The following is a 12089-nucleotide window of genomic DNA, read 5'->3' as shown; positions in this document are numbered from 1 at the left end:
ATTTATCTACTTCTTTTCAAAGAGGTTTGATGTCTTACTATTATTCCTCAACATCTTCATGAACATGTATTTTGATTTCAATTAAAGAAAGGAATTTTCTATATGACTTATAAAATGATTGTTTTAGATTTAGATGATACTTTATTACGTGATGACCATACTATTTCACCTCGTACGAAAGAAGCGTTAATGACTGCACAAGAGCAAGGGGTAAAGGTTGTACTTGCTTCTGGACGTCCAACGTTTGGTATGCGCAATGTAGCCAAAGAACTTCGCTTAGAAGAATACGGCAGTTTCATTCTATCTTTTAATGGCGCAAAAATTATTAACTGTAAAACAAACGAAGAAATCTTTAGTAGTACACTATCTCCTGAAATCGTTCACAACCTATTTGAAATTAGTAAAACTGAAGATGTATGGATTCATACTTATATGGGCGATGATATCGTAACGGAAGAAAATAATCCTTATACTGAAATTGAGGGCGATATTACTGGTATGCCAATTGTTGTAGTAGATGACTTTAAAGCCGCAGTTAAAGAGCCTGTAGTAAAAGTATTAATGAATAAAGAAGCTGAACGCCTTGTTGAAGTTGAAAAGAAACTTCAACAACAACTAGAAGGCCAATTAAGCGTGATGCGTTCGAAACCATTCTTCTTAGAATTTACAGAAGCCGGTGTTACAAAAGGAACGAGCTTAAACAAACTGATTCAAAAGCTTGGCATTAAGCGTGAAGAAGTTATCGCAATGGGCGATAGCTATAACGACCAAGCAATGATTGAATTTGCTGGTCTTGGCGTTGCAATGGGCAATGCACCTGATGATATTAAAGAAATTGCGAACTACGTAACAGATACAAATATGAACGATGGTGTTGCAAAAGTTGTAGAGAAATTCGTTTTAAAAACGGATGTACTTGTTTAATATTTTCATTCACAAAACCTATTTGAAGTCAAATACTTCAAATAGGTTTTTATTTAAATTCTCATGCTTTTGTGACTATATTTTGAACTTTGCACTATTCTCGTAGTGTAAACTTTCTTTTTGTATATAATGAAACAAAATAGACTATTTTATTTTGAAAAAGAATACAAATTTACTATATACAAGCATACGTTAAAGGAGGCTACTTTATGTTATCTACACCAATCGGACGATTAAGAGCAATTGGACTAGTTGAGGGTATTTCTTTCCTATTACTATTATTTGTAGCAATGCCATTGAAATATTTCGCAGGATTTGCAACAGCTGTTAAAATTACAGGCATGGCTCATGGTGTTCTATTTATTCTATTCATCTTTGCAGTAATTCAAGTAACAATCGTACACCGTAAATCAATTTTATGGGCACTTGGAGCATTCGTTTCATCAGTTATCCCATTTGGTACTTTTGTACTAGATGCAAAATTAAAGAACGAGCAACAATGATAATAAAAAGGTAGTTAACAACTGTTAACTACCTTTTCTATTTATAAATTTGGAATTTCCCAATCAATTTCTCTTTCGCCCATATTAGCTAAAATTGTATTTATTTTAGAATATGGCTTACTACCAAAGAAACCACGTCTTGCCGATAATGGGCTTGGATGTACAGATTCGATAATATGATGATTCGGATTCGTAATTAATTTCTTCTTCGCCTGCGCATGGCGCCCCCACAATATGAAAATAACTGGCTTTTCACGTTCGTTCAATAGTTCAATTACACGATCTGTGAAGTGCTCCCATCCTTTTCCCTTATGAGAATTTGCTTCGCCTTGACGAACTGTTAATACGGTATTTAGTAATAATACTCCTTGTTCCGCCCATTTTACTAAATAACCGTTATTCGGGATTTCATAACCATATTCATCTCGAAGTTCTTTATACATATTTAACAATGACGGTGGTGTTTTAACACCAGGTTGCACAGAAAAGCTTAAACCATGCGCTTGATTCGGTCCATGATATGGATCTTGCCCTAAAATGACAACCTTTGTATTTTCATAACTTGTATACTGAAGAGCGTTAAAAATATCTTCTACCTTCGGATAAACAACATGCGTGCTGTATTCTTCTGTCAAAAAACTGGATAGAGTAAGATAATACTCTTTCTCGAATTCTGGTGCCAATAGTGGCTCCCAATCATTCTTTAAAACATTTTCCATACTGTCACTTCCTGTCTAATTAATTCACCATATCCTGTCTTGTAAATACTACGAACGAAATAACAAGAGAAACAACTGCCCAAACAGTTAAATTCATCAAAGAAAATCCCATCGATAAACCTTGTAATGCAGGTAATTTTCCTGATAAATAATCCGTTAATGATAAATTCACACTAAAAATATATTTGGCGCCTTCCCAAGATGTTGCGAACGAGCTTAAAATACCGCCTGCAATTAATGCAGCTAGCATAACGCCCATACCAGCTGGTGTATTACGAATTAAAACAGAGACCATAAATGATATAGTTCCGACAACGATAGCAACAAACCAGGCTAGTCCATACGCCATTAAGATGTATTGCCACTGCGGAATAAGATGTACAAAGTTCGTATTTAACGTTTCCTTATCAATGACGAATCCTGTTAAAACAGGTAAATTCCATCCCGAGTACCCAAATACAAGCCCTGATAATATGTAAGCAAACAAACCTACAAGAAACAGTATGAGCGAAATGAAAAATAACATCGTCACGTATTTACTAAGGAGTATTTTCCAGCGCCGAATCGGCCGCGTAAGTAACATCTTCATCGTCCCATCACTTCGTTCTCCTGAAACGATATCAATGGCGACAATCATTACGAGAAGCGGAATAAATAATGTAATTCCTTGTTCAATAAATGCTCTGACAAAAGTCGGTGCACCCGGTGCCATCGGATTAATATTATGATCTAAATAATATTGTTGTTGCTCAACTCTTACCTTTAACCAATCACGCCATTCTTCTGGCAACCTAGAATTGTTCAACCGGTTCTGAGAATCAACAATTTGCTGTTGCAATGAAACCTTCCAATCAGTTGTACCGAGTCTTTTTTGTGTCGTTTCTATTTCACGATACTGCGCGTACACAAAAAGCGGGATCAAGATTGCTAAAATAAGCATGACAACAAAAATACGTTTCTTGCGGTAAATCTTTTCTGATTCATTTAAAACTAGATTCGCAAATTCACGCATGCTGCTCACCCCTTGTGAGTTCAATAAATAAATCTTCTAGCGTAAATACAAGCTCCTTAACGCTATGTACATCTATTTCATTTGCGACAAAGTGTTTATTCCAACTACTTATAGATGCAATATCCATGCGGCATAGTAATCGATCGCCTTCTACACTCACTTCCCTTACTTCTTCGGCCGCTTCTAGCATATCTTTCGCCTTAGAAATCGGTGTAACAATCCATTCTACACGATCACTTGCTGTTTTAATTAATTCTTCAACCTTGGCAACTGTTATCATCTTTCCTTTATGAATAATAGCAACGCGATCGCATATCATTTGCACTTCACTTAGCAAGTGACTTGAAATAAACACGCTCATATTTTCTTCTTTCACAAGCTTATGTATAAATTCCCTAAGTTCTCTAATCCCTGCTGGATCTAAACCATTCGTTGGCTCATCTAATATGAGCAATTTCGGATTCCCAAGGAGCGCCTGTGCAATTCCAAGGCGTTGTTTCATACCAAGTGAGTACGTTTTTACCTTGTCATGAATTCTTTCATCTAAATGAACCATTTCAGCAATTTCGATAATACGTTCATCTGATATATCACCTAACATACGAGCAAATTGCTTTAAATTTTCCCATCCCGTTAAATACGTATACAACTCTGGGTTTTCAACGATACTCCCAATTTGACGCATCGCTTCTCTGAAATTTCCCTTAATCGAATAACCACCGATAGAAATCGTACCTTCTGTCGCCTTAATCAATCCGACTAACATTCGAATGGTAGTCGTCTTTCCAGCACCATTTGGTCCTAAGAACCCGAACACTTCTCCTTGCTTTACATCAAAGGAAATATTCTCTACAAGAGTCTTCTTTCCAATTACCTTCTTCAAGTCTCGTACGGAAAGTATCGTCGTCATTTTACCCCTCCTTGTTCTAGTTTTAATTTACTTACAACATTTTGAACTAAACGTTCTGCCATATACGTATAACCTACTTCGTTCGGATGAAAATGATCAGAGTATAATAAATCTTTCCCGCGGTTTTGGAATAAATCAAATGTCGGTGTAATATACACATTTTTATCGTTTAGCGCTAATTTCTCTAAAGATGCATTCCAGTCCACAACAATGTTTGAAGACCCTTTTAAATCTTCTACATCTTCAAAAGGATTGTATAAACCAAGCCAAAAAATCGGACTATCTGTATTTAATTTACGAATTTCTTCTATAATTTTCTTTGCTTCATTTTGAAACGTCTCTGTGTCAGGACGATACGTCTCTAAATCTATTTTCCCAAGTGATTCCCAGCCTGGGAACAAATCATTTCCACCAATCGTTAACACAATTACATCTGCTTGCTTAATTGAATATTGAGCGCCATTACTTTCAATTTGTTTTAATAAATCGGGCATTTTTGCACCACTAACTGCTAAATTTGTTAATGCAATTTTTTGCTTATAATCTTTTTGTAAATCCTCTTTCATTCGCCCAACATAGCCAATTCCTTCTTTATCACCAACGCCACGCGTTAATGAATCACCTAAACTAACGATTTGTAACGTTCCCATTTTCTTTTTCTCTTTTGCCACTACATCGGTCTTTTTAATTAAATTTGAAGCTTTCGGATTTAATACATCATTTACACCTGAAACAAAGCCATATGCAAATAAACAGAAAGATGCAATTGTAATGAGTAGAATTACTTTTACTACTTTTGATCTCATATCAAAACCCCTTTTAGCCCTCATAGATTGTCCATAATTATACCAAACGAAATTTTGAAAAGCGATTTTCACACCTTCTCAATTATGTCGTTTCTCTATCTACTAACTCTGGTAATAACTCTATATGCTTCACATCTAATTTCTCTTCATTAATCTTTTCATATAATAATTCAAACGCTTTCACTCCAACGTTTTTACTAGAATGCGAAATCGTCGTTATACCCAATATATCTGCCACCTCTTGATCATCACACCCGATAATCGTAATATCCTCTGGAATACGAACTCCTTGTTTTTTTGCTTCTGTAACCATCCCCGCTGCAATATGGTTACAAGATACAAGGAACGCCGTCGGTTTTACTGACATATGAGCCCATTCTCTAATTACATTGCGTCCATCTTCCACTGTAAAACATCCCTCAAATTTCCAGGTCTCTAACGATGTTACGATACTCTGTTGAAGCGAATCTTCGTACGCCTTCTTTCGTCTTTGGCTATTAACGCTATTACTTCTTCCAATACAATATCCAATACGTGTATGACCGGCATCTATTAAGCTTTTCATCCCACGTGAAAATACTTTGTAGTAATCGATATGGACACTTGAAATATACTTCGAATCTATTTCTTCACACATAACAATCGGGCCGAATTTCGTATATTCTTCAAGCTTCTCCTTACTATTTGTCCGAGAACAAATAATAACCCCATCAAGCTTTTTCATTTTTAACATATTCAAAATTTCTAGTTCTCTTTCTTCACTATAATTCGTCTGGCAAAGCATCATATTATAATTATTCTTTGCTGTCTCTTTTGATATCCCCTCGATAATAGCGCTATAATATTGATCATTTACGTGTGGCAATAAAACGCCAATTACATTCGTTTTTCCTTTCACTAAATGAATTGCATTCACGTTTTGCGTGTAATTTAATTCTTCTATAATCGCTAAAATTTCTTTTCGTTTCTGTTCATTTACGTACGGATGATTATTTAGTACACGTGAAACAGTTGAAACAGATACTCCAGCAAGTTCAGCAATCTTTCTTATATTTGTCATCTCATTTTCCCCTTCTCACAAAAATTCTTCCTTGACCTGGTAAGCTTTCCACAATATATCCTTTCCTAGCAAATACATTTAGAAAGGATATACAACTATGCTTCGATTCAAATTAGAATATATATTTTTCATTGGCGGTTTACTCATTCTTGCCATCGGTATTAATATGATGACGACAATTACTTCCTTTGGACTTAGCCCTTATGATTCCTTCTTTATTGCACTATATCAAAATTTTGGGATAAGTATTGGTTTTTGGATTTTCATGATTAACTTTGCCTTTACACTTATCGTACTCTTTTGGAATGGAAAACAAATTACAATCGGTACAATTGTAACGATGGTTCTTATTTCTCTTTTTGTTGATTGGATTGGTTCCATTACAACTATTATGGACGCTATCCGCTCTCTTCCAAAATATATAACACTTATTTGCGGAAATCTATTCGTTGGAGCTGGAATTGGTCTTTACGTCTCTACAAACCTTTGTGCAGCGCCTCAAGAAGCTTTCGTTTTAACGGTTGCCGAGAAGAAAAAATGGACGTTTAGAAGAACAGAGATTTCATTAGCCTTTTTATTTTTAACGTTAAGCTTTTTATTAGATGGACCTATCTATTTTGGAACAATCATCTTATCCTTTACAACAGGCTGGATTATCCAAGCATTTATTCAAGTTGGTACGCAGATTTTAAATAGAAAAGAGCCTATTAAGCAAGCTGCTTAATAGGCTCTTTCTGTTTTATGGTAAGAGATACTACTTAGCATCCCCTTCAATTCGATAGTTCGCTTTCAAACAATCTATTTCTTCATACCCTTGCAACGTATGTAGAATATAATCATAATCAGCAAGAGACGCACGATGCGTTACAATTACAATTTCAGCCTTTCCTTTCTCTTCAAGCGGCATTTGAATAATTTTCTCAAAGCTAACTCCGCGCTCAGAGAACAATGAAGTAATTTTTGCAAATACACCAATTTCGTCTTTTACATGCAGTCTTAAAAACTTTTTCACGACAATTTCGTCTGGCTCTTTTAATACTTTTTGATATTGTGGGACTACAGCACTATTTCCTGTTACCCCTAATCTAATATTTTGCATTACAGCAACTAAATCCGAAACAACAGCTGTCGCTGTCGGTAAACTTCCTGCGCCTGGTCCATAAAACATCGTTTCTCCAACTGCTTCACCGTACACATACACAGCGTTATATTCATTTTGTACTGCCGCAAGAGGATGTGTATTTGGAAGTAAAGTTGGTTCAACTGTAACCTCCAATTTTTCACCATCTCGTTTTGCAAGACCGATTAATTTAATTGTATAACCTAAGCTCTTACTGTATTCAATATCTTCCTCTGTGATAGAGGTAATCCCTTTTACTTTCACATCTCCAAGCTCTACATTTGTAGAGAAACCGAGGGTAGCTAAAATCGTCATTTTTCTTGCTGCATCTAAACCTTCTACATCTGATGTTGGATCTGCTTCTGCAAATCCAAGTTGTTGGGCTTCTTTTAACACGTCGTTATATGCTCTCCCTTCGTCTGACATTTTCGTCAAAATAAAATTTGTTGTTCCATTTACAATTCCCATTACTTTCGTAATAAGATCTGAAGAAAGTCCTTCTACGATACTGCGTAAAATTGGAATTCCCCCTGCCACACTCGCCTCATAGAATAAATCAGCCTTATTATCTTTTGCTGTCGCTAATAATTCAGCTCCATGTAATGCCATTAAGTCTTTATTTGCAGTTACAACATGCTTTCCGCTTTTTAAAGCTTGTAAAATATATGATTTTGCATCATCAATGCCACCCATCACTTCAATGACAACATCAATATTTGGATTATCTAAAATTTCATTTGCATCTTGTGTTAATAGAGTAGAAGGTACCTCTACCTCTCTCTCTTTCTCAATGTTTTGCACTAATACTTTCGTTACCTTCACTGGACAACCTACTTGGTGTATGAGTCGTTCTTGATGATCCGTAATAATACGAACCACACCACTGCCAACTGTCCCAAGACCTAATAACCCAACTTGAATTTCTTTCATAGTACTGTCCACCCCTCAAAAATTGTGTTTAGATGAAATTATATGAGTAAAAAATCTGAAAAACAATGTATTTTGAACATTCGGAAAAATAAAGGTTAATCTTTACAAGGAAAACGTTGCCACGTGTTACACAATCTTTCTTTACAATATATAAGGGGTTTCTTGATACACGTAATAATTCAACCAATTAGAAAACAATAAATTACCATGACTCCTCCACCTAACAAGCGGCTTTTCATCTGGATTATTATGTTTAAAATAGTTTTTTGGCACATCAATATTTAATCCCTTGTCACGATCTCGTTCGTATTCTTGTTTTAACGTCTCACAACTATATTCGCTATGTCCAAGAGCAAACACTTGCCTTCCTTCTGGCCCAATAACAAGGTGAACACCTGCTTCTTCAGAGTTTGCTAACAATGTTAATTCTTTCACTCCTCTAATATCATTCTCTCGTACTTCTGTATGACGAGAATGCGGAGCAAAAAACAATTCATCAAATCCTTGTAATAATTTCACATGTTGCTCGCAAACTTCATGTTCAAATACACCAAACATTTTTTCCTTAAGGGGATACTTTGGAACACCATAATGATAGTACAAGCCAGCCTGTGCCCCCCAGCAAATATGGAGCGTAGATGTTACATTCGTTTTTGAATACTCCATAATATGTTTAAGCTCTTCCCAATAATCTACCTCTTCAAAAGCAAGGGTCTCCACTGGCGCTCCTGTAATAATGAGCCCATCAAACTTTTCATTTTCAATATCACGAAACGTTTTATAAAAGCTTGTTAAATGTTCTTGCGTTACATTACGCGATAGATGTGATTCCATATGAAGCAAATGAACATCTAATTGTAACGGTGTGTTTCCAATTAAGCGAAGTAATTGCGCCTCTGTGTCTTGCTTCGTTGGCATTAAATTTAATATAGCAATTTTTAAAGCACGTATATCTTGTGTTTCTGCCCGCTCCTTCGTCATTACAAAAATATTTTCTTTTTGCAACACTTTGCGAGCCGGTAAATCTTTATCAATTATGATCGGCATGTGTTTTGCCTCCAACTAGAGCTGCTTCCAAATCTGCAATAATATCAGAAACATCTTCTATACCAACCGATAAACGAATTAAATCAGATGTAACACCCGCTAAACGCTGATCTTCAGCATTTAATTGTCTATGCGTCGTACTAGCAGGATGTATAACGCAAGTTCGTGCATCAGCTACGTGCGTTACAAGAGTTGCTAGTTTTACATTTGCGATAAATTCTTTTGCTGCTTCTAATCCGCCTTTAATACCGAAAGTTAAAACACCACTAGCACCTTTTTTCAAGTACTGTTGTGCTAATGAGTAATTTTCATTACTATCTAAGCCTGGATAATTCACCCATTCAATACGTTCATGATTAGCAAGCCACTTAGCAACTGCAAGAGCATTTTCACTATGACGTTCCATTCGTAAATGCAATGTTTCTAAGCCAATATTGCTAATATATGCATTGAATGGGCTCATACAATTTCCATAATCTCTTAATAGCTGAACACGTGCTTTCACAATATACGCTGCTGCACCAAAGTTTTGAACGTAACTTACACCGTGATAACTTGGATCTGGTTCAACAAGTTCAGGATACTTTCCATTTGTCCAATCAAAGTTTCCACCGTCAATTACAATACCGCCTAAGGAGCTCGCATGCCCATCGATATACTTCGTCGTAGAATGAACAATAATATTTGCCCCATGTTCAAATGCCTGGCATAAATAAGGAGTTGCTAATGTATTATCAACGATAAAAGGTACCTCTAATTCTTTAGCGGCAGCTGAAAATTCTTTAAAATTTAAAACATTCATCGCTGGATTTCCTAATGATTCTGCATAGATAAGTTTCGTCTTATCGTTAGCAAGTGCCGTAATTTCATCTGCCGTTAAATTTGGATTAAAGAGCGTAACATCAATGCCAAGCTTACGTAAACTCACCCCAAATAAATTAAACGTTCCCCCGTAAACAGTTGAAGAGCAAAGTAAATGGTCTCCACTACTACAAATATTTAAAACTGCGAGCATAATAGCTGCTTGCCCAGAAGCTGTTGCAACAGCTCCTACACCGCCTTCTAAATCTGATAACTTCTGCTCAAATGCTGCTAAAGTAGGGTTTCCAATACGTGTATAAATATATCCTTCTGCCTCTAAGTTAAATAGAGCTGCTAAATCATCCGAAGTATCGTATTTATACGTTGTGCTTTGATAAAGTGGTAAAACACGTGGTTCACCATTCTTTGGCGTATAGCCACCTTGCACACAAATTGTTCCTTTTCCCCATGATTCTCCCATCTCTCATTCTCCTTTCTTTTATACAAAATAAAAAACTGCCCCTTTCCTGAAAACAAGAAAGGAGCAGTTTGAAAACACGCTCTAAAGGCTCTTTCTTATCTCTCAGGATTACTACCTGCAGGATTTGGCACAATTCCGTTATACGGCTGTTGCCAAGGTTTCATCGGGCCTGTCCCTCCACCTTTTCTTGATAAGACTATGCAATTACCGTTGATTTTATAGCAATAATTTCCTAATGTCAAACAGTTTTTCTGAATGTTCTAAAATAAATGTTAATAGTTTCATATAAAGCAACAAAAGAAATATATTCTAGTCTATTTCAAAAAAGACCTTTAAAAACCTCAAATCAGTCTATAAAATTAAATAAGTAATTTAACCTATAAATTCAAATTCCCCAAAAGTTAGCCTATATGTTGAATAGGCCATCTTCTCAAAAAGATACTATATATATTCAATCCATTTTTCACTAGTATATTTCACTTTTTCCCTACTAAGATTTACATAACGGAGGTATAACATGACAAATAAAAAAGATATGCATTACATACTTGCTCTATATGGCATTCTTCTAGGATCTATAGTAGGAGCTACAGTCTGGTTATTTTTAGTCACAATAAATATTGGAATCCACTTTATTTGGGGATACTTGCCTGAAGTTCTCTCTTTTCCCTCTTATTACACCCTTTGCGTAACAATAATTGGCGGGGTCCTTGTTGGTCTATCACAAAAACATTTCGGTACATACCCACGCCTTATGCCTGAAGTGATGGCTGAATATAAAAAAACTGGTCGAATCGAATATCGCTTTGTCCATCGGGCTACTTTAACAGCGATTATTGTTTTAATTTTCGGTGCTAGTCTTGGTCCAGAAGCCGCACTAGTTGGAATTATAGGCGGACTGTGCACATGGGTAGGGGATCGCTTTAAATTTGCCTTAAAGAGTATGAATGAGCTAACCGAGATCGGAATTGGCGCTACTTTAAGTGTCATTTTTAACGCACCATTATTCGGTTATTTAGCACCAAATGAAAATGAGGGGGAACAAATTGCTGCTTTTTCTAAAGGAAAAAAAGCGATTGTATACTTAGCTACTACTTTCGCAGGTTTTTCTGTTTATTTACTACTGAGTAAACTTGATAATCGTGGATCCTTTATTGTTGATTTCGGGGAAGGTACACTTTCTTTCAATGAATGGATTGCATTTCTTCCACTTGCTAGTATCGGTGCTATAGTTGGTTTCTTTTATTTCAAGTTAGAATTCACATTAGAAAAGTTAATTCACCCTTTTAGAGAATACAAGCTGACACTCGGAATTATCGGTGGTATTTTATTAGGAATTGCGGGAACCTTTCTTCCGTACACATTATTTTCAGGGGAACATCAATTAAAAGAATTAGTTGTTGAATGGAGCCATTTATCTTTTTGGATACTACTTCTTTCAGGGATTTTAAAGTTGTGCATTACTGCCGTTTGTTTGAACACAGGGTGGCGAGGTGGACATATCTTCCCAATTATATTTTCTGGGTCAAGTATCGGATACGCTGTAGCATCTATTCTTCCTATAGATCCAGTAGCATCTGTTGCCATCGTAACAACAGCAATTTCAAGCTATGCGTTACGAAAGCCAATAGCTATAACATTACTATTACTTATGTTTTTCCCGCTTAATTTACTATTGCCCATGCTTGGTGCAGCTGCTATCGGGAATGCCTTTCCACTCCCAAAACATAACGAAAATAAAAATTAATAAAAATAGGCAGTGGGGACGAAAGCTCC

Annotated in this window: 12 protein-coding genes and 1 riboswitch; of the genes, 4 read left to right on the top strand and 8 right to left on the bottom strand. The window is 36.0% G+C overall.

What is annotated here, in order from left to right:
* Nucleotides 1–102 precede the first annotated feature (102 nt).
* Both IQ781_RS16100 and IQ781_RS16095 read left to right on the top strand, forming a co-directional pair.
* The gene (locus tag IQ781_RS16100; protein ID WP_000221387.1) at nt 103–924 is read left to right on the top strand and encodes a Cof-type HAD-IIB family hydrolase; all 822 of its coding nucleotides are present in this window, start codon (nt 103–105) and stop codon (nt 922–924) included.
* Nucleotides 925–1133: 209 nt separating this feature from the next.
* Nucleotides 1134–1427 carry a DUF3817 domain-containing protein gene (locus tag IQ781_RS16095; protein WP_000953396.1) on the top strand — a complete coding sequence of 98 codons (294 nt, stop codon included), beginning with the start codon at nt 1134–1136 and terminating at the stop codon, nt 1425–1427.
* Nucleotides 1428–1468: 41 nt separating this feature from the next.
* Here IQ781_RS16095 and IQ781_RS16090 read toward each other — a convergent pair whose 3' ends face one another.
* The 5 genes from IQ781_RS16090 to IQ781_RS16070 are packed head-to-tail and all read right to left on the bottom strand — an operon-like array spanning nt 1469 to nt 5934.
* Nucleotides 1469–2146, bottom strand: coding sequence for a uracil-DNA glycosylase (locus IQ781_RS16090; protein ID WP_000432519.1), 678 nt, complete (start codon nt 2144–2146; stop codon nt 1469–1471).
* Nucleotides 2147–2165: 19 nt separating this feature from the next.
* Nucleotides 2166–3158, bottom strand: coding sequence for an ABC transporter permease subunit (locus IQ781_RS16085; RefSeq protein WP_001206500.1), 993 nt, complete (start codon nt 3156–3158; stop codon nt 2166–2168).
* Nucleotides 3151–4068, bottom strand: a complete 918-nt coding sequence (locus tag IQ781_RS16080) for an ABC transporter ATP-binding protein (RefSeq protein WP_063219916.1) — start codon at nt 4066–4068, stop codon at nt 3151–3153. Before IQ781_RS16080 ends, IQ781_RS16085 begins: the two co-directional genes overlap by 8 nt.
* Nucleotides 4065–4946, bottom strand: a complete 882-nt coding sequence (locus IQ781_RS16075; RefSeq protein WP_002180592.1) for an SGNH/GDSL hydrolase family protein — start codon at nt 4944–4946, stop codon at nt 4065–4067. Before IQ781_RS16075 ends, IQ781_RS16080 begins: the two co-directional genes overlap by 4 nt.
* A gap of 10 nt (nt 4947–4956) precedes the next feature.
* The gene (locus IQ781_RS16070; protein ID WP_000181979.1) at nt 4957–5934 is read right to left on the bottom strand and encodes a LacI family DNA-binding transcriptional regulator; all 978 of its coding nucleotides are present in this window, start codon (nt 5932–5934) and stop codon (nt 4957–4959) included.
* Nucleotides 5935–6031: 97 nt separating this feature from the next.
* Between IQ781_RS16070 and IQ781_RS16065 the strand changes: the two genes are divergently transcribed.
* Complete coding sequence (locus tag IQ781_RS16065; protein WP_065381848.1) at nt 6032–6658, top strand: YczE/YyaS/YitT family protein; 627 nt, start codon at nt 6032–6034, stop codon at nt 6656–6658.
* A gap of 30 nt (nt 6659–6688) precedes the next feature.
* Here the strand turns inward: IQ781_RS16065 and IQ781_RS16060 are convergent, their stop codons facing one another.
* From IQ781_RS16060 to IQ781_RS16050, 3 genes are all read right to left on the bottom strand, one after another.
* Nucleotides 6689–7984 carry a homoserine dehydrogenase gene (locus IQ781_RS16060; RefSeq protein WP_000659109.1) on the bottom strand — a complete coding sequence of 432 codons (1296 nt, stop codon included), beginning with the start codon at nt 7982–7984 and terminating at the stop codon, nt 6689–6691.
* 141 nt (nt 7985–8125) lie between these two features.
* Nucleotides 8126–9031: a homoserine O-acetyltransferase MetA gene (gene metA, locus IQ781_RS16055; RefSeq protein ID WP_065381849.1), complete on the bottom strand. Its 906-nt coding sequence runs from the start codon at nt 9029–9031 to the stop codon at nt 8126–8128.
* Entirely contained in the window at nt 9015–10313 is a 1299-nt protein-coding gene (locus IQ781_RS16050; RefSeq protein ID WP_139847018.1) for a bifunctional O-acetylhomoserine aminocarboxypropyltransferase/cysteine synthase, read from the bottom strand. The genes metA and IQ781_RS16050 overlap by 17 nt, the downstream gene beginning before the upstream one ends.
* Nucleotides 10314–10405: 92 nt before the next feature.
* Nucleotides 10406–10510, bottom strand: a riboswitch (SAM riboswitch).
* A 320-nt stretch (nt 10511–10830) separates the two neighbouring features.
* On the opposite strand from IQ781_RS16050, the gene IQ781_RS16045 reads away from it, so the two are divergent.
* On the top strand, nt 10831–12060 hold the full coding sequence (locus IQ781_RS16045) for a chloride channel protein (protein ID WP_065212356.1): 1230 nt from the start codon (nt 10831–10833) through the stop codon (nt 12058–12060).
* Nucleotides 12061–12089 lie beyond the last annotated feature (29 nt).

Origin of the sequence: Bacillus sp. N447-1 (assembly GCF_022701035.1) — a bacterium.
In the GTDB taxonomy this organism is placed as follows: Bacteria; Bacillota; Bacilli; order Bacillales; family Bacillaceae_G; genus Bacillus_A; species Bacillus_A cereus.
Note: the sequence above shows the minus strand (reverse complement) of the source record. Positions and strands in the feature narration are given on the sequence as shown.

Excerpts from the sequence above, each read along its gene's own strand:
- IQ781_RS16065 (WP_065381848.1), top strand. The coding sequence starts at position 6,032 with ATGCTTCGATTCAAATTAGAATATATATTTTTCATTGGCGGTTTACTC.
- metA (WP_065381849.1), bottom strand. The coding sequence starts at position 9,031 with ATGCCGATCATAATTGATAAAGATTTACCGGCTCGCAAAGTGTTGCAA.
- IQ781_RS16100 (WP_000221387.1), top strand. The coding sequence starts at position 103 with ATGACTTATAAAATGATTGTTTTAGATTTAGATGATACTTTATTACGT.
- IQ781_RS16080 (WP_063219916.1), bottom strand. The coding sequence starts at position 4,068 with ATGACGACGATACTTTCCGTACGAGACTTGAAGAAGGTAATTGGAAAG.
- IQ781_RS16050 (WP_139847018.1), bottom strand. The coding sequence starts at position 10,313 with ATGGGAGAATCATGGGGAAAAGGAACAATTTGTGTGCAAGGTGGCTAT.
- IQ781_RS16090 (WP_000432519.1), bottom strand. The coding sequence starts at position 2,146 with ATGGAAAATGTTTTAAAGAATGATTGGGAGCCACTATTGGCACCAGAA.
- IQ781_RS16070 (WP_000181979.1), bottom strand. The coding sequence starts at position 5,934 with ATGACAAATATAAGAAAGATTGCTGAACTTGCTGGAGTATCTGTTTCA.
- IQ781_RS16095 (WP_000953396.1), top strand. The coding sequence starts at position 1,134 with ATGTTATCTACACCAATCGGACGATTAAGAGCAATTGGACTAGTTGAG.
- IQ781_RS16060 (WP_000659109.1), bottom strand. The coding sequence starts at position 7,984 with ATGAAAGAAATTCAAGTTGGGTTATTAGGTCTTGGGACAGTTGGCAGT.
- IQ781_RS16045 (WP_065212356.1), top strand. The coding sequence starts at position 10,831 with ATGACAAATAAAAAAGATATGCATTACATACTTGCTCTATATGGCATT.
- IQ781_RS16085 (WP_001206500.1), bottom strand. The coding sequence starts at position 3,158 with ATGCGTGAATTTGCGAATCTAGTTTTAAATGAATCAGAAAAGATTTAC.